Below are 22,556 nucleotides of genomic sequence, written 5' to 3'. Positions count from 1 at the left end.
CATGAGCAGCACCCTGATCGTTCAACTGGACATGCGTACCCTGTGTCAGGAAGCCGATGTCACGGCTGAATGCGTGATCGAAATTGTCGAGCACGGCATTGTCGAACCTTCCGGGCGAACGCCGGAGGACTGGCTGTTTGACGATCAGGCGCCGCTGGTGGCCAAACGAGCGGTGAAGCTGCACCAGGAGCTGGAACTGGAGTGGGAAGGGGTGGCGCTGGCGCTGGAACTGTTGCAGGAAGTGCAGCAGTTGCGCAGTGAGAACAGCATGCTGAAGCAGCGGCTGGGCCGGTTTATCCAGATGTAGGCTCCCTTGCCGACATCTGTGGGGGCGACACAAGGCCGCTCCCACAATGGACCGCATTTCAGGCCGGTTCGGCGCCCGGGTTCAGCACCAGCTGCATGAAGGTCAGATCCAGCCAGCGGCCAAACTTCACCCCCACCTGCGGCATCTGTCCGGTCACCACGAAGCCCAGTCGCTCATGCAGGCGCACCGACGCTGCATTGCCACGCTCGATCGCTGCCACCATCACATGCTTGCCACACCCGCGCGCGCGCTCGACCAGTGCCGCCATCAACACCGGCCCGAGCCCTTTGCCACGCTGGTCACTGCGGACGTACACCGAGTGCTCAACGGTCAGGCGAAAGCCCTCGAACGGCCGCCAGTCGCCGAACGAGGCATACCCCAGTACGCCCGTCTCATCTGTTGCTACCAAAATCGGGTAGCCCTGCTGCGCCCGCGCTTCAAACCAGGCCTGGCGGTTGCCGAGGTCTACCGGGTTTTCGTTCCAGATCGCCGTGGTGTTGAGCACCGCGTCGTTGTAGATGTCGAGTATGCCTGGCACATCGATGGGCAGGGCATCGCGGATTTCGTAGCTCATGACAGCGTCTCGCAAGGTCGTTGCTCGCAGATTAAATGGTTACCAGCCCGCGTACACCTTCGGCTTGCATGTTTTCGCCGCGACCGCGCTGGATGATTTCGCCGCGGGCCATGACCAGGTACTGGTCAGCCAGTGCTTCGGCGAAGTCGTAGAACTGCTCCACCAGCAAAATTGCCATGTCGCCACGCTCGGCCAGGCGGCGGATGACCGCTCCAATCTCCTTGATCACCGACGGCTGGATGCCTTCGGTCGGCTCGTCGAGAATCAGCAGGCGCGGGCGGCTGGCCAGGGCGCGGCCGATGGCCAGCTGTTGCTGCTGGCCGCCAGAGAGGTCGCCACCACGGCGCTGCTTCATCTGCTCCAGCACAGGGAACAGTTCGTAGATGAAGGCCGGTACCTCGCGGGCTTCGCGGGCGGGGAAGCGCGACAGGCCCATCAGCAGGTTTTCCTCGACGGTGAGGCGCGGGAAGATTTCGCGGCCCTGGGGCACGTAGGCGATGCCGGCCTGCACCCGTTGCTGTGGTTTGAACGCGGTGATCGGCTTGCCTTCCCATTCGATGCTGCCGTCGCGGGCGGGCACCAGGCCCATCAGGCAGCGCAGCAAGGTGGTCTTGCCCACACCGTTACGGCCCAGCAGGCAGGTCACTTCGCCGACCTTGGCTTCGAAGGACAGGCCACGCAGGATGTGGCTGCCGCCGTAGTACTGGTGCAGGGTGTCGATCTTGAGCATGTGAGAGTTCCTGAAAGGGATGCTGTGCCTGTGCCCGCCTTTTCGCTACAGGAGGCGTAATGCCATGGGGCGGTTCCCGTTGTAGGAGCGGGCTTGCCCGCGAAGAGGCCGGCACAGGCGCCAAAAATTCAAATCCGGTCAACGGCCCAGATACACCTCGACCACCCGCTCATCCGCCTGCACCTGCTCCAGCGAGCCTTCCGCCAGCACGCTCCCCTGGTGCAGCACGGTCACATGGTCGGCAATGCTGCCGACAAAGCCCATGTCATGCTCCACCACCATCAGCGAATGCTTGCCGGCCAGGCCCTTGAACAGCTCAGCGGTAAACTCGGTCTCGGCATCGGTCATGCCGGCTACCGGTTCATCCAGCAGCAGCAGTTGCGGCTCCTGCACCAGCAGCATGCCGATCTCCAGAAATTGCTTCTGCCCGTGCGACAGCAAGCCGGCCTGGCGCTGGGCCAGCGGCAGCAGGCGCAAGGTGGCCAGCACTTCCTCGATGCGCTGGCGCTGGTCACCGCTAAGGCGCGCCGCCAGGCTGGCCCATACCGACTTGTCGGTCTTCAGCGCCAGTTCCAGGTTCTCGAATACGGTCAGCGCCTCGAACACTGTGGGCTTCTGGAACTTGCGGCCAATGCCGGCCTGGGCGATCTGGTATTCGCTCATGCGGGTCAGGTCGAGGGTATCGCCGAAGTAAGCCGTGCCGCTGTCGGGACGAGTCTTGCCGGTGATTACGTCCATCATCGTGGTCTTGCCGGCGCCGTTGGGGCCGATGATGCAGCGCAGCTCGCCCACCCCGATGTACAGGTTCAGCGTGTTGAGCGCCTTGAAACCATCGAAGCTGACGCTGATGTCTTCCAGGCTCAGCACCGTACCGTGGCGGGTGTCGAGGCCGGCCTTGCGGCTGTGGCCCAGGCCAATCGCATCGCGCCCGGCACCGAGGTTGTCGAATACCGGTTCCAGCATGAATTCCGGGTGGACTGGGGGCACGCCTCTCATGGCTGGCTCCTTTTCTTCAACAGGCCGACCACGCCCTTGGGCAGGTACAGGGTGACGAGGATGAACAACGCGCCGAGGAAGAACAGCCAGAACTCGGGGAAGGCCACGGTGAACCAGCTTTTCATGCCATTGACCAGACCGGCACCGAGCAGTGGGCCGATCAGCGTGCCGCGCCCGCCCAAGGCTACCCAGACGGCGGCTTCGATCGAGTTGGTCGGCGACATCTCGCTGGGGTTGATGATGCCCACCTGCGGCACGTACAGCGCACCGGCCAGGCCGCACAGCACGGCGCTCAGTACCCATACCAGCAGCTTGAAGCCGCGCGGGTCGTAGCCACAGAACATCATGCGGTTTTCAGCGTCACGCACGGCGGTGAGCAGGCGGCCGAACTTGCTGCGGGTCAGGCGCCAGCACAGGTACAGGCTGGCCAGCAGCAGGGCCACGGTCAGCAGGAACAACACCGCGCGGGTGCCTTGGGCCGCAATGTCGAAGCCGAGGATGGTGCGGAAGCTGGTGAAGCCGTTGTTACCGCCGAAGCCGGTTTCGTTGCGGAAGAACAGCAGCATGCCGGCAAAGGTCAGGGCCTGGGTCATGATCGAGAAGTACACGCCCTTGATCCGCGAGCGGAAGGCGAACCAGCCGAACACCAGCGCCAGCAGCCCGGGCGCCAGCACCACCAGGCACAGGGCCCAGGCGAAATGCTGGGTACCGGCCCAGTACCAAGGCAGCTCGGTCCACGACAGAAAGGCCATGAACCCGGGCAGGCCGTCGCCGGCTGCCTGCCGCATCAGGTACATGCCCATGGCATAGCCGCCCAAGGCGAAGAACAGGCCATGGCCCAGCGACAGCAGCCCGGCATAGCCCCAGACCAGGTCCAGGGCCAGGGCGACGATGGCGTAGCAGAGAATCTTGCCGACCAGGGTCAGGGTGTAGGCCGACACCTGCAGGGCGTGGTCTGCCGGCAGCAGTGAGCACAGTGGCAAGGCCACCAGCAGCAGGACGACGACGGCACCGATGGCAAGGGTCAGGCGCGGGCCGGCCTTTTGCGTAGCAGTGACAAGCAGTGGCTGGTTCATCAGTCGATTACCCGTCCCTTGAGGGCGAACAGGCCTTGCGGGCGTTTCTGGATGAACAGAATAATCAACGCAAGGATGAGGATCTTGCCGAGCACGGCACCGATCTGCGGCTCCAGCAGCTTGTTGGCGATGCCCAGGCCGAACGCGGCCCAGAGGCTACCGGCCAACTGCCCGACGCCGCCGAGCACCACCACCAGGAACGAGTCGATGATGTAGCTCTGGCCCAGGTCCGGGCCGACATTGCCCACCTGGCTCAAGGCCACGCCACCGAGCCCGGCGATACCCGAGCCAAGGCCAAAGGCGAGCATGTCGACGCGCCCGGTGGACACGCCGCAGCAGGCGGCCATGTTGCGGTTCTGGGTGACTGCGCGCACGTTCAGGCCCAGCCGGGTACGGTTGAGCAGCAGCCAGGTGAGCAGCACCACGGCCAGGGCGAAGCCGATGATGACCAGGCGGTTGTACGGCAGCACCAGGTTGGGCAGCAGCTGGATGCCACCGGACAGCCAGGCCGGGTTGCTCACCTCGACGTTCTGCGCACCGAAAAGCAGGCGGATGGCCTGGATCAGGATCAGGCTGATGCCCCAGGTGGCCAGCAGGGTTTCCAGTGGGCGGCCGTACAGGTGGCGGATCACCGTGCGCTCCAGCGCCATGCCTACCCCGGCACTGACAGCAAACGCCACCGGCAGTGCAATCAGCGGGTAGAACTCGATGGCGCCTGGGGCGAAACGCTGCAGCAGTACCTGGACCATGTAGGTGCTGTAGGCGCCGAGCATCAACATTTCGCCATGGGCCATGTTGATCACCCCGAGCAGGCCGAAGGTGATCGCAAGGCCCAGCGCTGCCAGCAGCAGGACCGAACCCAGCGACAGGCCGCTGAAGGCCTGGCCGAGCAGTTCGCCTACCAGCAGTTTGCGTTTGACCTGGGCCAGGCTCGTTTCGGCGGCTGTACGCACGCCCGGGTCGCGTTCCGCATCGGGCTGCAGCAGGGCTTCGAGGCGGGTGCGGGCCAGCGGGTCGCCGGTTTCACCCAGCAGGCGCACGGCGGCCAGGCGTACCGCAGGCTCGCTGGCGCCCAGTTGCAGGTTGGCCAGTGCCAGGCCGAGGGCGGCCTGCACGGCGGCGTCCGGCTCGCTGGCGAAGCGCCGGTCAAGGAAGGCCATTTGCGCGGGTTTTGCGGTTTTTTGCAGTTGTTGTGCGGCGGCCAGGCGGGTGTCGCTGTTGTCGCTGAGCAACTGATGGCTAGCCAGGGCGTTGTTGATCAGGCCGCGCAGGCGGTTGTTCAGGCGTACCTTGCGCGTGTCATCGGTGGCGATGCGGCCCTGGCGCAGGTTTTCCAGTAGCGGCAGGCGCGCGGCATCGGGTTGCGCCGCCCAGCCTTCGAGCAGGCGGGCCTGCTCGGCGGGCTTGGCGGTGAGAAAGAATTCACCCTCGCTGGCGTGGGTTGCCAAGGGCATTAGCAGGAGAAGTGTGAGCAGGAGTCTGAGCATGCGGGCAATCCTGGAAATCGGTGTTGGATTCTTCGCGGGTGAACCCGCTCCTACAGGGATTTCACCGGTCCAGAGGGCAGTGGGGATCCTGTGGGAGCGGGCAAGCCCGCGAATGGGCTGCAAAGCAGCCCCAAGCACTCAGTTACCTTTCACGGCGTAATCTGGCCGCTTGTCATTGCCCGGAATGAACGGGCTCCATGGCTGCGCCCGCAGTGGCTGCTCGGTTTCCCACACTACGCTGAACTGCCCGTCATCCTGAATCTCGCCGATCATCACCGGCTTGTGCAGGTGGTGGTTGGTCTTGTCCATGGTTAGGGTGAAGCCCGACGGTGCCTCGAAGCTCTGCCCGGCAAGCGCTTCACGCACCTTGTCGACGTCGGTGGACTTGGCTTTTTCCACCGCTTGCGCCCACATGTGGATGCCTACGTAGGTGGCTTCCATGGGGTCGTTGGTCACGGCCTTGTCGGCACCCGGCAGGCCCTTGGCCTTGGCGTAGGCCTTCCAGTCGGCGACAAATTTCTGGTTGACCGGGTTATCCACCGATTCGAAGTAGTTCCATGCCGCCAAGTGGCCCACCAGCGGTTTGGTGTCGATGCCGCGCAGTTCCTCCTCGCCCACCGAGAAGGCCACCACCGGCACGTCGGTGGCCTTCAGTCCCTGGTTGGCCAGTTCCTTGTAGAACGGCACGTTGGAGTCACCATTGACTGTGGAAATGACAGCGGTCTTGCCGCCGGCGGAGAACTTTTTGATGCTGGCGACAATGGTCTGGTAATCAGCGTGGCCGAACGGCGTGTACACCTCTTCGATGTCCTTGTCGGCCACGCCTTTGCTGTGCAGGAATGCGCGCAGGATCTTGTTGGTGGTGCGCGGGTAGACGTAGTCGGTGCCCAACAGGAAGAAGCGCTTGGCGCTGCCGCCGTCCTCGCTCATCAGATATTCCACGGCCGGGATGGCCTGCTGGTTCGGGGCGGCGCCCGTGTAGAACACGTTCGGCGACATTTCTTCGCCCTCGTACTGCACCGGGTAGAACAGCAGGCCGTTGAGTTCTTCGAATACCGGCAGAACGGACTTGCGCGACACGGAGGTCCAGCAGCCGAACACCACGGCCACTTTGTCCTGGGTCAGCAGTTGGCGGCTCTTTTCAGTGAACAGCGGCCAGTTGGAAGCCGGGTCGACCACCACCGGTTCCAGCATCTTGCCGTTCACGCCACCCTTGGCGTTGATCTGCTCGATGGTCATCAGCGCCATGTCCTTGAGCGATGTCTCGGAAATGGCCATGGTCCCGGAAAGCGAATGCAGGATACCGACCTTGATGGTCTCGGCGGCCTGGATACTCCAGCTCAGGCCCATCGCCGCAATCGATGCGCTGAGGGTAAGGGCCTTGATCAGACTGCGACGCTTCATGTGCTCTCTCCGCTGAGTTTTTTATGGTGTTGGGCAAGCGGGGAGGGCGTTGCAAGGGGTGTGCCTAGTGGAGAAAGGTGCGGGATAGAGGGGTTGTGCGAGGTGTTGGGGCGTTGGTTGGATCCAGGTTGGTGCCTGATGGATTTGTGTGCACAGGATTGGGGCTGCAGAGCAGCCCCAGAGGCCATCAGCCGTTACGCACTGCCGTGCGCGGATGACGCTTGCTGCGCACACCCTGATAGGTCACCGCCAGCAATACAAACCAGATCGGCGTTACCACCAGCGCTGAACGCGTATCCGCCTCCAGGCTCAGCAGCACCAGGATGAACGCAAAGAACGACAGGCACACGTAGCACATGAAGCGCCCGCCCGGCATCTTGTAGTTCGAGGCCTGATGCAGCGCCGCGCGGTTTTTGCGGTACTTCAGGTACGACAGCAGGATCAGCGTCCACACGAACATGAACAGCACCGCCGAGACGGTGGTGACCAGGGTGAACGCCTCGACCACGTTCGGCACCAGGTAGATCAGCACCGCACCGAGCAACAGGCAGGTGCACGAGAAGTACAGGCCGTTGGCCGGCACCGAACGGCTCGACAGTTTTTCGAAGGCCTTGGGCGCGTCACCTTCCTGCGACAGGCCGTAGAGCATGCGGCTGGTGGAGAATACGCCGCTGTTGGCCGACGAGGCCGCTGAGGTCAGCACCACGAAGTTGATGATGCTCGCCGCCGCTGGCAGGCCTGCCAGCACGAACAACTCAACGAACGGGCTCTTGCCTGGCACCACGTCGCGCCACGGGGTTACGGCCATGATCGCGATCAGCGCCAGCACATAAAACACGATGATACGGATCGGGATCGAGTTGATCGCCCGCGGCAGGGTGCGTTCCGGGTTCTTCGCTTCGGCGGCGGTGGTACCCACCAGCTCGATGCCGACGAAGGCGAACACGGCGATCTGGAAACCGGCGAAGAAACCCATCAGGCCATGGGGGAACATGCCGCCATCATTCCACAGGTTGGCCAGTTGGGCGGTGCGCCCGCTGGGCGAGGTGAAGCCGGTGATGACCATGTACAGGCCGGTGGCAACCAGGCCAAGGATGGCCACGATCTTGACCAGGGCAAACCAGAACTCCAGTTCGCCGAACATTTTTACGGTTACCAGGTTCAGCGACAGCAGCAACCCTACGCAGGTCAGCGCTGGAATCCACTGCGGCAGGTCGGGGAACCAGAACTGCGTGTAGGCGGCGATCGCGACCACATCGGCAATGCCGGTGACCACCCAGCAGAACCAGTAGGTCCAGCCGGTAAAGTAGCCGGCCCAAGGGCCGAGCAGGTCCGCGGAGAAGTCGATGAACGATTTGTAGTTCAGGTTCGACAGCAGCAGTTCGCCCATGGCGCGCATGACGAAGAACAGCATGAAGCCGATAATCATGTAGACGAAGATGATGGATGGCCCAGCCAGGCTGATGGTTTTGCCCGAGCCCATGAACAGGCCGGTACCGATCGCGCCGCCGATGGCGATCAGCTGGATGTGGCGGTTGGTCAGGTTGCGTTGCAGGTGCGGTTCATCTGTCGCTATGGGTGAGGTTTGCGTCATAGGCTGCATTCCCTTGTAAAGGCCAGTCTTCTTGTCAGAGGTAGCCGGCTAGGCTAACACGCGCGTTCCAGTTCGGGGCGCGACAGATCGACTCTCCATTTGCAGCTCAGCATTTGGCCTGTACCGGCCTCTTCGCGGGTAAACCCGCCCCTACAAAGGCAACGCGGTCCCCTGTAGGAGCGGGTTTACCCGCGAAGAGGCCAGCACAGGCAACACAAGGCTCAAGCGCTGGCCAAGACCCTGCGGCGCCTCACCACCAAACTATCCACCCCCCACATCACCACCATCGACACCCCTACCAGCGGGAACATCACCCCCAGCACCAGCATCACTGCCACCGCCGCCTTCCAGCGTGGCAGGTCATGACGCAAAGGCGGTACGCCCAGGCCGCCGTCCGGCCGGCGCTTCCACCACATCACCAGCCCGCTCACCGAACCCAGCAGGATCATCAGGCACACCAGCAGGATGATGATCTGGTTCAGCGGCCCGAACATCTTGCCTTCGTGCAGCATCACGCCCAGCTCGGTGGCGCGGGCAACCGGGCTGTAGTCGTGCCAGCGCACATCGGCCAGAACCTTGCCGGTGTATTGGTCGACATGCAGGGTGGCGTCGTTGCGCGGGTCATCGGCGAACACGGCAATGGTGAACACGCCGCCGGCAGTGGTGGGCAGAGTAATGCTGTAGCCCGGCTCGACCTGACGCGAGGTGGCAATGTCTTCGACTTGCTGCAAGCTCACCAGGGGCGCTGCGGGCATGTCCGACATCATGTGGTGCCCGGCATGCTCAGCGTGTGCACCGGACTGCGGCATCGGCGTGTTTTCCATGGCCCAGGGCACAGTCTGACGGTGCGCGCTGTTCAGTTCACGCGCCTGCTGGTCCGACTTGGGCACGTCGTTCCACATGGCTGCCGGGAAGCGGTTCCACAAATCAGCGTACTGCTTGCCCCACAGGCCGGTCCAGGTCATGCCGCTGAGCAGCATCAACAACAGCAAGGCCGAACCCCAAAAGCCGGTTACCGCGTGCAGGTCACGCCACAGCAGTCGGCCGCGTGCCGACAGCCGCGGCCAAAGCACGCCGGCGCCATTGCGCCCGCGCGGCCACCACAGGTACAGGCCCGATACCACCAGCACGATGCCCCAGCCCGCAGCCAGTTCCACCAGCCGGTCGCCGACCGTGCCGACCATCAGTTCGCCGTGCAGGGCGCGGGCGACGGCCTGCAGGTTCTGCTTGCCGTCCTGCTCACCGAGGACCTTGCCGCTGTATGGGTCGACGAACACGTTCAGTTCACGCCCGCCGTCCTGCACCACGAACTGCGCACTACGCTCTGCATTCAGTGGCGGCAGGTATTGGCTGATGTGGCCCTTGGGGTAGGCCTGGCGCACTTCAGCCAGCATCATGTCTGCGCCCTGGCGGTGGTGGCCGGCCTCGACCACCATCAGATCGCGGTACAGCAGCGGGTCGAGCTGGGGCTTGAACAGGTAGATGATGCCGGTGATTGCCAGCAGGATCATGAACGGGGCCACGAACAGCCCTGCATAGAAATGCCAACGCCAGGCCAGGTTATAGAATGAGACGCGTGTTCCTCTCATGGGAACCTCCTTTTTGACCAGCTGAGGGGCGCAACCGAAGCTGCGCCCGTTGTTGTCAGAAGCTGAAGTCGACCTTGGTCCAGAAGGTCCTGCCTGGCTCGTTGACCGGCTGTGGATCTGTAGCCGGGTAGCCAAACCCGGCGTTCCCGGCCAGGTTCAAGTGCTCGGCGTAGGTTTTGTCGAACAGGTTGTCGACCCCTGCGCTGAGCTTGAGGTTGTTGTTCACCTTGTAGGCGCCGTTCAGGGAGAACACGCCGAAGCCGGCGCTCTTGTCGTAGTCCTTGCCAACGACGTTCCCTTGGTTTTCGGCAATGCGGTTTTGCGCCGCCACCAGCCGCCACAGTGCGCCGACGCTCCACACATCGCGGCTGTACCTCAGGCCCATGCGGCTTTCCAGGGGAGGCATTTGAGGTAGCGCTTTGCCATCGCTGCTGTTCTTGCCCCAAGCGTAGGCAAGCGTGGCGTCGGCCTTCCAGTTTTCAGTCAGCTGGTAGGCGGCGCCCAGTTCGCCACCCATGATGCGGGCGTCGATGTTCTGCGCCTGCGAGGTGCTCATGCCCATCATGCCAGTGCGATAGTCGAACAGGATGTAGTCGCGAATCTGCCCGACATAGCCCGAAGCCCAGGCCTCCAGGCGTTCAGTGCGGTACTGGATGCCGAAGTCGAGCTGGGTGGTTTTTTCTGGCTTGATGCTGTCGAAGGCGTTGGCCGAGCCGGCAGGGCCCTGGTCCGGGGAGAACAGCTCCCAGTAGTCAGGGAACCGTTGAGCATGGCCGAGGCCGATGTAGGTGGTGGCGGGCAGCACCGCCAGGTCGTGCTCGTAGCGCAGGAAGCCGCTGGGCAGGGTGTCGGCACGGGTGTTGCCGTTGGTGGCGCTGTCATCGCGGAAATCCTTGGCCGAGGCGCGGTCCAGGCGGGCGCCGGTGATCAGCCGATCTGTGCCCGTGGCGTACCAGGTCAGCTCGCCGAACGCACCGTAGTTATGGAAGTCGGCGTCCTTGTCCCAAGGTTTGTTCTTGTAGGTGTCGATACCCATGGCATGGCGTTCGCGGTGTTCGTTGGTCTGCGCATCGATGCCGCTGATCAGTTGCACATCAGCCCATCGCCATGTGGCTTTGATACGCGCGCCCATGGTGCGGCGGTCGACGGCAGCGGCCATTGGGCCGGCCATCTTGCCGGTGCCCGACGGTGTGCGCAGGCTGTAGTTGTCCATCACATGGTCGGCGTAGTTGTAGTAGACCTGCGCCTCGACCTTGTCGAGCACCTCGCCGAGGTTGGACTTCTCAAAGCGCAGGCCCAGGCTTTCGCGCTTGAACTGCGAGCCGTCCATGCCGCGCCCGGCGTACCGGGCTTCGCCATCACCCTTGCCGGCAGTCAGCTCCAGCAATGTGTCCTGGTCGGGAGTCCAACCGAGAGCGACATCGCCGTTCCACTTGTCCCAGCGCGACGGCACGGTGTCGTTGTTGCCGTCGTGGTAGTCATCCGAACGTGACTGGTTGCCGACGAAGCGGGCGTAGGCCTGACTGTTGCCGGCCGCGGCATCCAGCACCTTGTCGAAGCGGCCGTTGGAGCCGGCCAGCAGGCTTGCGTTGACGCGGCTGCCGAGGGTGCCGAATTTCTCCGGTTCGCGCTCGAAGAGGATGGTGCCTGCCGAGCCGCCGGGGCCCCAGATGACGCTCTGCGGGCCTTTGATCACGGTCAGGCGGTCATAGGTTTCTGGCGAAATATAGGACGTGGGCGCGTCCATGCGATTGGGGCAGGCCCCAAGCATCAGGCCTCCGTTGGTGAGGATGTTCAGACGCGAGCCGAACATGCCGCGCAATACCGGGTCGCCGTTGGTACCGCCGGCACGGATTGCCGAGAAGCCGGGGATGGTCTTCAGGTAGTCGGCTCCGTCGCTGGCCGGCACTGGCTGGCGCGGGTCTTTCGGGTTGGTGACCACGGTCAGCGGCGAACTCGGGGCCACGGCGGTGATCACCGTCGGGCTCAACTCGGGTGCGTCGTGCACATGGCCTTCATGGCCAGGGTCGGCGGCAAGGGCCATGGGGGCGAGCAGCGAGCCGCACAGGGCGGCGATGGTCCCACGCAGGGACAAGGCAAAAACAGGGGTGCAGCCGGACATAATGATTCCAGTCGATCAGTCATGAGTTAGCGCGAAGCCTCCTGGCGTCGTGCGCAAAATGTGGTTTCAGACGTTGATCGAAGAAGGCGGGGCGCGGCTGCGCGCACCGGGGAATACAGCCTGCCGGGCATGGCCCTGGTGCGTTGGCGCAAGCAGGTGGCTGGTGGGGACGATGCTGCCGGCGCTGAGCGGGCTGAGGGTCTGGGGCAGGGCCGGGCAATTGAACAACAGGCTGCAGTAACCGCACTTTTCCCACATCACATGCAGCTGGCCATCGCCGCCGTGGCCGTGATGGGTGTCACCGCCATGCTGATGGGCAGCCGCCATCGGCATGTCCATCGGCATGTTCATGCCCGCGTGGTGGTCCATCGGCATCGACTGGGAAATCAGCGGGCCGATGAAGATCATCCACATGGCGAACAGGCTCAGCCATCCGCCACCGGCGCGCCTGAATTCAGGGCGGGTGGTACGGCCGATGCGGTTGCGCGGCAGGCTCATGGCGAGTGCCTGTCAGCAGGTGTCAGTGTGCGTGTTCGTGGGCTTGCGACTGGTCCGCTGGCGCCTGCTTCTGCACGGCCACTTCGACGGTGATATCGCCGGCCTTTTCGAAGTGCAGGGTCAACGGGAAGCGCTTGCCGTCGCTGAGCAGGCTACGGTCCTTGGGCTGCATCAGCATCACGTGGTACGCGCCGGGGGCAAAGGTCAGGTCCTTGCCGGCAGGCACTACCACGCTGGGCACCTGTTGCATCTTCATGGCGCCGCTGGCGCTCATGGCATGCTCGTGCAGTTGCGCGTCATCGCTGATGGGGCTGTCCACGCTGAGCAGGCGGTCATCGGCCTGGCCATTGTTGTGCACCACGAAATATGCGGCGACGTTGGGCGCGTTGGGTGGCAGTTGCAGCGACCACGGGTGGGCAATATGCAGGTCACCCGCGCTGTATTCGTGGGCGTTGGCAAAGGCGCCAGGCAGCAGCAGGGCGGCCATGACGAGGGCGTGCTTGAGCATGGTGAATCTCCGTTTCCGTTCTGGTTCAGGCAGACAGCGTGATGAACTCAGGTTAGCGGAGAGGCACGAGGGTTTAGCCCAGGCCAGAGCTGGCGCGGCGTAGGCTGGTACTTTGCAGGTGGCGGCAGCAGCCCGCCGAGCAGTGTCGGCGGGTTGTGCAACTGTGGCGGGTAGCTGGGCAGGGCCAGCAGCGGCACGGCACCGGAGCAGCACCAGCAGTTCATCATGCCGGCGCTGGCATCACTTTGCGGGCCGAGGTCGATCTTGGCCAAGGCCTGGACGTCGACGTTGGCCTTGTTGGCCATGCTGGAACAGAAAGCCCCCCACAGCAGCTGCTCGGCCGGGCCCTTGGGCGCAGCAGAGGACAGCGGCATGGCCAGCAGGTTGAACAGCACTGCAAGGCAGGCTATCCAGGCAATGTGCCGACGTGGGGGCATGGAGAGATCCGGTCAGGAATCGTGGTGGCTATTGTACGGCGGAGTATAGGTAAAAATGCCGGGGTGCGGTGAAGTGACGCAGGGGCCGGGTATCGGGGCTGCGCAGCCGCCCCTGGCATGCTCAAACCTTGCCACGCCCCATCAAGCCACGCACGGTCTCCTGCAGATCCGCGGGTAACACCACCACCTTGGCATTGCTGCTGCCCGCCAGGTTCTCCATCGCGCCCACATAGCGCTCGCCCAGCAGGTACATGGCCGGTACGGTCTCGTTGCCCACCGCTTCCTTCACCAGCGAAATCGCCCGCGCCGATGCCTCGGCCAGGCTGATCTGTGCCTCGGCATCCAGCCTGGCCGCCTGCAGGCGCGCTTCTGCTTCGAGGATTGCTGCCTGCTTGGCCCCTTCGGCACGGGTGACGTCGGCCTTGCGCTCACGCTCGGCCGCGGCCTGGCGTTCCATGGCCAGTTGCATGTTTTCCGAAGGTTTGATGTCTTGAATTTCCACCGAGCGCACGGTCACGCCCCAGTCTTCGGTCTGCTCGGACATTGCATCGCGCAGGCGGGCCTTGATCTGCTCGCGGCTGGACAGCGCCTCGTCGAGGTCCATTGCACCGACGATGGCGCGCAGCGAGGTCATGGTCAGGCTGGTGACGGCGAACGAGAAGTCCTGCACGCCATACGAGGCTTTCTGCGGGTCGACTACCTTGGCGAAACACAGGGCGTTGGCGACGATTACCGCGTTGTCCTTGGTGATGATTTCCTGCTGCTGCACATCGAGGATGATGTCCTTGGTCGGCAGGCGGTAGGCGACCACGTCCATGTAGGGGATGACGATGTTGAGGCCCGGCTTGAGGGTGTTGTTGTAGCGGCCCAGGCGTTCGACGATCCACTCCTCGCCCTGGGGCACGATGCGCACCCCCTTGAACACGGTGATCAGGACGAACAGGGCGATGGCGCCGACGACGATGAGGCTGGTCATGCTGCAAAATTCCTTTTAATGCGGATTCAGGCCCGGATAACACGGGCGGTGTTTCCCTCGATGGCGGTCAGGCGTACTCGCTCGCCGACGGCGATCTGGCTATCGGCGATGCAGGTCCACTCTTCGTTGCCGAGGATCGGCTTCTGGAAGCGTACGCGGCCCTTCTGAAACTCCGACACGGCAGCGGTCAGCAGGCCCACTTCGCCGATCACGCTATCGGCGGTCCAGCGCACATCCGGCTGCTTGCGCCGAAACACTTTGAACCACAGTACAGTGGTGGCCGACGACAGCAGTACCCACAGCAGGGCCTGCATGTCCAGTTGCAGGCTGGGTGCGGCGAGCGAGATAAGCGAGACCAGCACGGCGCCGATGCCGAACCAGAGTATGAAGAACGTTGGCAGGACCAGTTCAAGCAGGATCAGCGCGATGCCGAAGACCAGCCAGATCCACCATTGCATTTCCATATGGGTGAAACCTTCCGAGGGAGGGGCGTTGAGTTTAAGGCAGCAGGGCTGCAACAGGCCACTTGGTTAGTTGGAAGAAAAGTCTGAAATCGTTGTAGGAGCGCCTTTGGGCAGCGAAAAGGCAGCGCCTAAAGGGCGAGCGCTGTTGCCAGCTCCGCCAGTGAGTCGAATGTCCGGTCCACCTCCGGCAGCGTCGGACGTTTCAGGACAAGCACCGGCACGCCAAGCTCCCGCGCCACTTCCAGCTTCGGCTCGGTCGCCACACTGCCGCTGTTCTTGCTGATCAGCACATCGATGTAGCGGCGCTGGAACAACGCCCGCTCATCCTCGATATGGAACGGCCCACGTGCGCCAATCACTTCGCAGCGCTCGTTGCCAGGGCACGCCTCCAGCGCACGCAGGGTCCAGAACTGCTCCGGCGGAATCTCGTCCAGGTGCTGCAGCGGCTCGCGCCCCAGCGTGAACAGTGGCCTGCGGAACGGCTTCAGTGCTTCGATCAACCCTGCCCAGTCCTCGACTTCTCGCCAGTCGTCGCCTGCTTGTGCCTGCCAGGCGGGGCGACGCAAGGCCCAGCACGGGATGCCGGCGTTGCGTGCGGCGCTGGCGGCATTGCGGCTGATTTGCGCGGCATAGGGATGGGTGGCGTCGATCAGCAGGGTGATCCCTGCTTCGCGCAGGTAGCGGGTCAGGCCCTCGACACCGCCATAGCCCCCGACCCGGACCTGGCATTGCAAGCCCTGTGGCACGCGGCCGATACCGGCCAGGCTATAGACGTGTTGAGGCCCGAGCCGGCGGGCCATAGCCAGGGCTTCAGTGACCCCCCCCAGCAACAGGATGCGCGCGGTCATTGCACACCCGCCTGGCCGACGATGCCGCCTTGGCGGTCGATGGCGAACACTTCCACTTGCACCTGCGCCGGCACGACGCTACGGGCAAAGGCCAGGGCGTGGGCACACACCGCGTCACCCAAGGCAATGCCGGCCGCATGAGCCAGGGCGAGCGCTTGCTGGCTGGTGTTGGCAGCAATGATGGCGGCCTGTAACGCTTCGTCAGCGCCAATGTCTGCGGCCCAACCGGCCAGTTGCGGCAAGTCGATGCTGGAGTGACGGCTGTGCAGGTCCATGTGCCCGGCGGCCAGTTTGCTGATCTTGCCGAAGCCGCCACACAGGGTCAGGCGTGGCACCGGTACCTTGCGCAGGTGCTTGAGCACCGCACCGACGAAATCGCCCATTTCGATCAGGGCGATTTCCGGCAGACCGTAGACGCGGCGCATGGTGTCTTCGCTGGCATTGCCGGTGCACGCGGCTATGTGTGTGTAGCCGTTGGTGTGGGCCACGTCGATGCCTTGGTGGATCGAGGCAATGTAGGCCGCGCAGGAGAACGGCCGGACGATTCCGCTGGTGCCGAGGATCGACAGCCCGCCGAGGATGCCCAGACGCGGGTTCATGGTTTTCAGGGCCAGTTGCTCGCCACCTTGCACATTGACCGTGACCTCGAAGCCGCCAAGGTAGCCGCACGCGTCGGCCAGGCGTTGCAGGTGTTCACTGATCATGCGCCGAGGTACCGGGTTGATGGCCGGTTCACCCACAGCCAGCACCAGCCCCGGCCGGGTCACCGTGCCCACGCCGCTGCCGGCGACAAAACCAATGCCAGGTTCCGCCAGCAGGCGCACCTGGCTATAGAGCAGGGCACCGTGGGTCACGTCCGGGTCGTCACCCGCATCCTTGAGGGTGCCGGCTTCGGCGCACTCGCCGATCAGGCGGCAGAACTCCAGGCGCATCTGCACGACCTTGCCTTTGGGCAGGGTGATGTCCACCGCATCGTCACGCTGCCCGGTGAGCAGCAGCTTGGCCGCTGCCAGGCTGGTGGCGGTGGCGCAGCTGCCGGTGGTAAGGCCGCTGCGCAGAGGTGCGGGCTGTTCGCGGGTTTCTTCACGCATCGGCGGGTTTCAATACTTCCAGGAGGGTGATCGGCAGTGCCTGGCGCCAAGTGTCAAACGCACCCAAGGGCTGGGCATGAGCGACATGGATGCGGGTCAGCTCACCACCGTGCTGTTCGCGAAAATGCGCCAGGGCCAGTTCGCTTTGCAGGGTTACGGCGTTGGCCACCAGGCGGCCGCCGGGGCGCAGGCTTGCCCAGCACAGGTCCAGTACACCTTCGCGGGTAACGCCACCTCCGATGAAGATCGCATCCGGTTGCTCCAGGCCTTGCAGCGCCGCTGGCGCCTTGCCGCGAACCAGTTGCAGGCCAGGTACCCCCAACGTATCGCGGTTATGCTCGATCAAACCCTGGCGGCCTTCGTCGGCCTCGATGGCCAGGGCACGGCATGACGGATGGGCGCGCATCCATTCGATGCCGATCGAGCCGCAGCCCGCGCCCACATCCCACAACAGTTCGCCAGGCTGCGGTGCCAGGCGCGCCAGGGTGATGGCGCGGACATCACGCTTGGTCAACTGGCCATCGTGCCGGAATGCGATGTCTGGCAGCCCGGCCAGCCGGTGCAGGCGGGGCGCATCGGGTGTAGCCAGGCATTCGATGGCTACCAGGTTGAGCGCCGCGATCCCGGTGTGCGGCCAGTCCTGGGCGGTGCCGGCCAGTGCACGTTCGTCCACGCCCCCCAGGTGCTCGAACACCTGCAGGCGGCTTGGGCCGAAGCCGTGCTCGCGCAACTGCGCGGCTATTGCCGCCGGGCTGTCACCATCGTTGCTCAGCACCAGCAGGCGCATGCCGCTGTGCAAGTGGGCATTGAGCGCTGCCAGGGGGCGGGCCACCAGCGACACCACCTGCAGCTCCTGCAGTGGCCAGCCCAGGCGGGCAGCGGCCAGGGCGCAGGAAGAGGGCATCGACAGAACGCGCATTTCTGCAGCAGGCACCTGGCGCGCCAGGCTGGCGCCGACGCCGTAGAGCATGGGGTCGCCGCTGGCCAGTACGCACACCGGCTCGCCACGCAGGCTCAACACCGGGGCCAGCGAGAACGGGCTGGGCCAGGCCAGTTGTTCAGCGGTCACGCAACGTGGCAGCAAGGCCAACTGGCGCGGGCTGCCGAAGACCCGCCCAGCGCCCAGCAGGGCGCGTCGGGCTTGCTTGCCCAGGCCGCTGAAGCCGTCTTCACCGATGCCTACTACCGTCAGCCAGGGTGTCATGTATTTCAATCCGCCATTTTTGGGGCCGCTTCGCGCCCCTTCGCGGGCAAGCCCGCTCCTACAGATACAGTGCAGCATGTGCGGCCTGCAGTGATCCTGTGGGAGCGGGCGAGCCCGCGAAGAAGGCGACGCGGCCCTGAATTTCTACTTAATCGCCGAGGTGCTCGACCACCGGCTTTTCATGCCGCCGGACAAAGCAGGCATAATACCGCGCCTTCTACACTCAAGCGCACTTTCACAGACTGCCGGATGCCCCTTTGACGCAGGCTCATACCCCCCACATATCGCCTCGCCCCTCGGCCTGCCCGGGGTTGTGGCGCATTGTCAGTGCCCGTGATGGCGGTATCTGCCGCATCAAGCTGCCGGGCGGCCTGCTGCTCGCCGAGCAGGCCGAAGCTGTGGCGGCGGCGGCCGAGCGCTTTGCTGGCGGCGTGATCGAGGCTACCAACCGTGGCAACCTGCAGATTCGCGGCATCGGTAACGAGCACCGAGCCCTGGTCGACACCTTGCTCGCTGCCGGCCTGGGCCCACGCGAGGCGGCCGGTGACGATGTGCGCAACCTGATGCTCAGCCCGCTGGCCGGGCATGACCCGGCGATGCTGCTGGACGCCAGGCCGCTGGCCGGGCAGATCCTCGACCTGTTGGAAGGCACCCCGCGCTTTCACCAGCTGTCGGCCAAGTTCGCCGTGCAGCTGGATGCAGGTGAGCGCCTGGCGATGCTCGAACACCCCCATGACCTGTGGCTGTCGCCCCTGCACCTGGAGCAGCAGACCTGGCTGGCGTTTGGCCTGGCAGGTTGCCCGGCAGAGGGCCAGGCGCTCGGTGCGGTGCCGCTGGCACAGGGCCTGATGCTGGTGCGCGCCGTGCTGGAGCGCTTCCTCGATCTGGCATCCCCGACGCAGGCGCGCATGCGCCAGCTGCTTGAGGTGTACCCGTCAGCTGATTTTGTCGCTGGGCTCGGTCTGGACATCCGCCGCGATGCCGCCGTGCTCACATGGCGGCGTGAACAGCACCGCGCCTCGTGGTTGGGCAGGCTGCCCCAGGCGCAGGGTATTGCCCTTGGCGTCGCCCCGCCGCAAGGCCGCCTGACCCCCGCGATGCTGCGCGGTGCCGCACGTATTGCCCGTGAACTGGGCGATGCCAGCATGCGCCTTAGCCCTTGGCAAAGCCTGGTGCTGACCAACCTGCAAGAACAACACTTCGATCAGGCCCTGGCCGAACTGTCTGCGCTGGGGTTGCTGTGCCACGACCGTGAACCTCTGGCGCGTATCAGCGCCTGCACCGGTGCCAGCGGCTGCGCCAAGGCCCTTGCCGAGACCAAGGCCGACGCGGTTGTCCTGGCCGCACTGCTGGGCCCTGGCGTGCCGGCCAGCGTGCACCTGTCCGGCTGCCCCCGTTCCTGTGCTGTGGCCCATGTTGCCCCGGCCACCTTGCTGGCCCGTTCCCCGGGCCGTTACGACCTGTACCTGCGTGATGCGCGCCAGCCGGGTTTCGGTGCCCTGCGCGCCACCGACCTTACCTTGAATGAAGCAGGCGCCATGCTCGACCTGCCGACGGAGCACCTTGATGATTGACTACATCCGCGATGGTCAGGAGATCTATCGCAACTCCTTCCGGATCATCCGCGAGGAAGCCCGACTCGAGCGGATCCCCGCAGACCTTGAAAAGCTCGCCGTGCGCGTGATCCACGCCTGTGGCATGGTCGACGCCATCGATGGCCTGCAGTTCTCCGAAGGTGCCGGACGGGCCGGGCGCGAGGCGCTGCTCAACGGCGCGCCGATCCTGTGCGATGCGCACATGGTGGCCGAAGGCATCACCCGGGCCCGCCTGCCAGCCGACAACAAAGTCATCTGCACCCTGCGTGACCCGAGCGTGCCGGGCCTGGCCAAAGACGCCGGCAACACCCGCTCCGCTGTAGCCCTGGAACTGTGGCGCCCGCACCTGGAAGGCAGTGTGGTGGTTATCGGCAATGCCCCTACCGCGCTGTTCTACCTGTTGGAAATGCTTGATGCCGGCGCGCCCAAACCGGCGCTGATCCTCGGTTTCCCGGTCGGTTTCGTCGGCGCTGCCGAGTCCAAGGCCATGCTCGCCGCCGACAGCCGTGGCGTGCCGTTCGTGATCATGCAAGGCCGCCTGGGCGGCAGCGCGATGGCCGCGGCGGCGGTCAACGCCCTGGCCACGGAGGTGGAATGATGGCCCCGCGCGGACGGCTGCTTGGCCTGGGCGTGGGCCCTGGCGATCCTGAACTGATTACCCTCAAGGCCCTGCGCCTGTTGCGTGAGGCGCCGGTGGTCGGCTACTTCGTGGCCAAGGGCAAGCGTGGCAATGCCTTCGGCATTATCGAGGCGCACCTGCAGCCCGAGCAGACCTTGCTGCCGCTGGTCTACCCGGTCACCACCGAAGTGCTGCCGGCGCCGCTGTCCTATGAGCAAGTGATCAGCGACTTCTACGACGAGGCCAGCGTGCAGGTGGCCGAGCACCTGGATGCCGGCCGCGACGTGGCGGTGATTTGCGAAGGCGACCCGTTCTTCTATGGCTCCTACATGTACCTGCATGACCGCCTGGCGCAGCGCTACGAGGCAGAAGTGATTCCCGGTGTCTGCTCGATGCTCGGTGGCGCTTCGGTGCTGGGGGCGCCGCTGGTGTACCGCAACCAGAGCCTGTCGGTGTTGTCTGGTGTGTTGCCCGCCGAAGAGCTCAAGCGCCGTCTGGCCGACGCCGATGCAGCGGTAATCATGAAACTTGGGCGCAACTTCCCCAAGGTGCGCGAAGTACTGGTCGAACTGGGGCTGGATCGGCGTGCGCTGTATGTGGAGCGGGCGACCATGGCCAACCAGAAGATCGTGCCGCTGGACCAGGTCGACCCGCAGTCGTCGCCCTACTTCTCGCTGATTATCGTGCCGGGGGAAAAATGGCAGGGCTGAACATGCACAAGGCACCGGCCATCGTCATTCTCGGCCCGGGCAGCCTTGCGACAGCGCAGCGTATCCAGGCCTGTTATCCACAGGCCACGATCCATGGCCTTGAGGGGCGTGTCGAGGGTGCGGACCAGTCGTACGCGTCCTTCGGCGATACCCTGCGCGGGTTGTACCAGCAAGACACGCCGATCATCGCGTTGTGCGCCGCGGGTATCGTCATCCGCAGCCTCGCCAGCCTGCTCAGCGAGAAGGGCAGCGAGCCGCCAGTACTGGCCGTGGCCGAGGATGGTAGCGCGGTAGTGCCGTTGCTCGGAGGCCTCGGCGGAGTGAACGTGATGGCGCGTGAAATCGCTGACGCGCTGGGCGTTTCCGCGGCCATTACCACCAGTGGCGAGCTGCGCTTCGGTACTTGCCTGCTGAATCCGCCGCGGGGCTATGCATTGGCCGACATCGAGCAAGGCAAACGCTTTGTATCCGACCTGCTGGCGGGTGAGTCTGTGCGTATCGAAGGTAACGCTCCGTGGCTGCAACTGGCGCAGTTGCCTGCTAGCGAAGCGGCGCAGCGCACCATCCATGTGGGGCATCAGGCGCGCCCGGCCAACCGCGACGAGCTGCTGATCCACCCGCGCCTGGTGGTGGTGGGCGTTGCAGGTGGCAATCTGCACAGCATTCGCGCAGCACTGCAGCAGGCCGGCATCGCCGAGCCCTCGGTAGCCTGCGTGCTGGCAGACGAGCGAACCATGGCCGACAGCGCGTTGCACGAAGCTGCGCAGGCTCTGGGTGTCCCTTTGCGCTTCGCCACCCGCCCAGGCGATGTGGCCAGCATGGTCGCTGCGGCGGTGCCCGATAGTGAGTTGATAGCGCTTGGAGAAGTCGTGGTCGCGGTGGCGCCTGCCCCGGTCGACGTAGCGCAGATCGGCCGCCGCCGCGGTCGCCTGGCGGTCATCGGTCTTGGCCCAGGTGCGGCGGAACTGATGGTTCCGGCGGTCAAGGCCGAACTTGCGCAGGCCGAAGATGTGCTCGGTTACGAAACCTACGTGCGTATGGCTGGCCCGTTCCGCGGCGACCAGGTGCTGCACTGCACCGACAACCGCGAAGAGATGCAGCGCGCCCGACATGCCTTCGAACTGGCGGCTCAAGGCCGTTCGGTGGTGGTGGTGTCTTCGGGTGACCCGGGCGTTTTCGCCATGGCTGCTGCGGTGCTCGAAGCGCTGCACGAATCCAGTGACCCCGCCTGGCATCGCGTCGACCTGCAGATCCTGCCGGGGGTTTCAGCCTCGCTGGCAACCGCCGCCCAGGCAGGGGCACCGCTGGGGCATGACTTCTGTGTCATGTCGCTGTCGGACAACCTCAAGCCCTGGTCCATCATTGAAAAACGCCTGGACTTGGCTGCCCAGGCCGACCTGGTGCTGGCCTTCTACAACCCGATCTCCAAGGCCAGGCCGCACCAGCTCGGTGTGGCCCTGGAGGTAGTGCGCCGACACCGTGACGGGAACACGCCTGTAGTCCTGGGTCGTGACATCGGTAGGCCGGGGCAGACGCTGAAGGTAGTCACCCTGGCCGAACTGCTGCCAGAAATGGTCGACATGCGCACCATGGTGCTGGTTGGATCCTCCACTACCTGCACCTTCGACCGCGCAGCTGGGGGGCTCTGGGTCTATACCCCACGCTGGTATGGCGCAAAGCCGTAAGCGGCGGCAGCCCGGGCAGATGAGGAACTGCTTCGTGGCAGA

The 22,556-nt window shown here is 64.7% G+C and carries 22 protein-coding genes; 5 read left to right on the top strand and 17 right to left on the bottom strand.

From position 1 onward, the window contains the following. Window position 1: 1 nt before the first annotated feature. Window positions 2–307, top strand: a complete 306-nt coding sequence (locus AC3B5Q_RS23045; protein ID WP_021784432.1) for a chaperone modulator CbpM — start codon at window positions 2–4, stop codon at window positions 305–307. Window positions 308–365: 58 nt separating this feature from the next. On the opposite strand, the gene AC3B5Q_RS23040 is transcribed toward AC3B5Q_RS23045, so the two are convergent. The 17 genes from AC3B5Q_RS23040 to cbiE all read right to left on the bottom strand — a co-directional run bounded on the left by AC3B5Q_RS23040 (window position 366) and on the right by cbiE (window position 17,905). Then, window positions 366–881 carry a GNAT family N-acetyltransferase gene (locus AC3B5Q_RS23040; RefSeq protein ID WP_028697873.1) on the bottom strand — a complete coding sequence of 172 codons (516 nt, stop codon included), beginning with the start codon at window positions 879–881 and terminating at the stop codon, window positions 366–368. A 31-nt stretch (window positions 882–912) separates the two neighbouring features. After that, window positions 913–1,611: an urea ABC transporter ATP-binding subunit UrtE gene (urtE, locus tag AC3B5Q_RS23035; RefSeq protein WP_003249634.1), complete on the bottom strand. Its 699-nt coding sequence runs from the start codon at window positions 1,609–1,611 to the stop codon at window positions 913–915. 138 nt (window positions 1,612–1,749) lie between these two features. Beyond that, window positions 1,750–2,607, bottom strand: coding sequence for an urea ABC transporter ATP-binding protein UrtD (urtD, locus tag AC3B5Q_RS23030; protein WP_021784430.1), 858 nt, complete (start codon window positions 2,605–2,607; stop codon window positions 1,750–1,752). After that, window positions 2,604–3,683, bottom strand: a complete 1,080-nt coding sequence (gene urtC / locus AC3B5Q_RS23025) for an urea ABC transporter permease subunit UrtC (protein WP_021784429.1) — start codon at window positions 3,681–3,683, stop codon at window positions 2,604–2,606. Before urtC ends, urtD begins: the two co-directional genes overlap by 4 nt. Continuing rightward, window positions 3,683–5,170, bottom strand: a complete 1,488-nt coding sequence (gene urtB / locus AC3B5Q_RS23020) for an urea ABC transporter permease subunit UrtB (protein ID WP_028697872.1) — start codon at window positions 5,168–5,170, stop codon at window positions 3,683–3,685. Before urtB ends, urtC begins: the two co-directional genes overlap by 1 nt. A 138-nt stretch (window positions 5,171–5,308) precedes the next feature. Beyond that, a complete protein-coding gene (gene urtA, locus AC3B5Q_RS23015) occupies window positions 5,309–6,574 on the bottom strand; it encodes an urea ABC transporter substrate-binding protein (RefSeq protein ID WP_275966526.1) in 1,266 nt (421 codons plus the stop codon). Between the two features lie 187 nt (window positions 6,575–6,761). Next, complete coding sequence (gene cycA / locus AC3B5Q_RS23010; protein WP_021784427.1) at window positions 6,762–8,168, bottom strand: D-serine/D-alanine/glycine transporter; 1,407 nt, start codon at window positions 8,166–8,168, stop codon at window positions 6,762–6,764. Between the two features lie 221 nt (window positions 8,169–8,389). Next, entirely contained in the window at window positions 8,390–9,757 is a 1,368-nt protein-coding gene (locus AC3B5Q_RS23005) for a PepSY-associated TM helix domain-containing protein (RefSeq protein WP_021784426.1), read from the bottom strand. Between the two features lie 55 nt (window positions 9,758–9,812). Further along, window positions 9,813–11,879, bottom strand: coding sequence for a TonB-dependent copper receptor (locus AC3B5Q_RS23000; RefSeq protein WP_488392754.1), 2,067 nt, complete (start codon window positions 11,877–11,879; stop codon window positions 9,813–9,815). 66 nt (window positions 11,880–11,945) lie between these two features. Further along, window positions 11,946–12,377 carry a DUF2946 domain-containing protein gene (locus tag AC3B5Q_RS22995; RefSeq protein WP_101196734.1) on the bottom strand — a complete coding sequence of 144 codons (432 nt, stop codon included), beginning with the start codon at window positions 12,375–12,377 and terminating at the stop codon, window positions 11,946–11,948. Window positions 12,378–12,399: 22 nt separating this feature from the next. After that, a complete protein-coding gene (locus tag AC3B5Q_RS22990; RefSeq protein ID WP_028697870.1) occupies window positions 12,400–12,885 on the bottom strand; it encodes a copper chaperone PCu(A)C in 486 nt (161 codons plus the stop codon). Between the two features lie 47 nt (window positions 12,886–12,932). Continuing rightward, entirely contained in the window at window positions 12,933–13,322 is a 390-nt protein-coding gene (locus tag AC3B5Q_RS22985; RefSeq protein WP_021784422.1) for a DUF2946 domain-containing protein, read from the bottom strand. Between the two features lie 121 nt (window positions 13,323–13,443). Then, window positions 13,444–14,298 (bottom strand): SPFH domain-containing protein, encoded by an 855-nt coding sequence (locus tag AC3B5Q_RS22980; protein ID WP_021784421.1) that lies wholly within the window; start codon window positions 14,296–14,298, stop codon window positions 13,444–13,446. Window positions 14,299–14,324: 26 nt separating this feature from the next. Then, window positions 14,325–14,762: an NfeD family protein gene (locus AC3B5Q_RS22975; RefSeq protein ID WP_021784420.1), complete on the bottom strand. Its 438-nt coding sequence runs from the start codon at window positions 14,760–14,762 to the stop codon at window positions 14,325–14,327. Window positions 14,763–14,890: 128 nt separating this feature from the next. After that, window positions 14,891–15,610, bottom strand: a complete 720-nt coding sequence (locus tag AC3B5Q_RS22970) for a cobalt-precorrin-6A reductase (RefSeq protein ID WP_028697869.1) — start codon at window positions 15,608–15,610, stop codon at window positions 14,891–14,893. Further along, complete coding sequence (locus AC3B5Q_RS22965) at window positions 15,607–16,701, bottom strand: cobalt-precorrin-5B (C(1))-methyltransferase (protein WP_021784418.1); 1,095 nt, start codon at window positions 16,699–16,701, stop codon at window positions 15,607–15,609. Before AC3B5Q_RS22965 ends, AC3B5Q_RS22970 begins: the two co-directional genes overlap by 4 nt. Then, complete coding sequence (cbiE, locus tag AC3B5Q_RS22960; protein ID WP_275966523.1) at window positions 16,694–17,905, bottom strand: precorrin-6y C5,15-methyltransferase (decarboxylating) subunit CbiE; 1,212 nt, start codon at window positions 17,903–17,905, stop codon at window positions 16,694–16,696. The genes AC3B5Q_RS22965 and cbiE overlap by 8 nt, the downstream gene beginning before the upstream one ends. A 242-nt stretch (window positions 17,906–18,147) precedes the next feature. Between cbiE and cobG the strand changes: the two genes are divergently transcribed. Genes cobG through cobJ form a run of 4 tightly spaced genes read left to right on the top strand, consistent with a single transcriptional unit; the run spans window position 18,148 to window position 22,514 of the window. Then, window positions 18,148–19,479 carry a precorrin-3B synthase gene (gene cobG, locus AC3B5Q_RS22955; protein ID WP_028697867.1) on the top strand — a complete coding sequence of 444 codons (1,332 nt, stop codon included), beginning with the start codon at window positions 18,148–18,150 and terminating at the stop codon, window positions 19,477–19,479. Then, window positions 19,472–20,098, top strand: coding sequence for a precorrin-8X methylmutase (locus AC3B5Q_RS22950; RefSeq protein WP_003257545.1), 627 nt, complete (start codon window positions 19,472–19,474; stop codon window positions 20,096–20,098). Before cobG ends, AC3B5Q_RS22950 begins: the two co-directional genes overlap by 8 nt. Further along, window positions 20,098–20,829: a precorrin-2 C(20)-methyltransferase gene (locus AC3B5Q_RS22945; RefSeq protein WP_028697866.1), complete on the top strand. Its 732-nt coding sequence runs from the start codon at window positions 20,098–20,100 to the stop codon at window positions 20,827–20,829. The genes AC3B5Q_RS22950 and AC3B5Q_RS22945 overlap by 1 nt, the downstream gene beginning before the upstream one ends. Continuing rightward, complete coding sequence (cobJ, locus tag AC3B5Q_RS22940; protein ID WP_084850672.1) at window positions 20,817–22,514, top strand: precorrin-3B C(17)-methyltransferase; 1,698 nt, start codon at window positions 20,817–20,819, stop codon at window positions 22,512–22,514. Before AC3B5Q_RS22945 ends, cobJ begins: the two co-directional genes overlap by 13 nt. The last annotated feature ends 42 nt before the right edge of the window (window positions 22,515–22,556 follow it).

The organism is Pseudomonas sp. D5(2026), from assembly GCF_057766845.1.
This window is presented reverse-complemented; position numbering and strand designations above follow the sequence as displayed.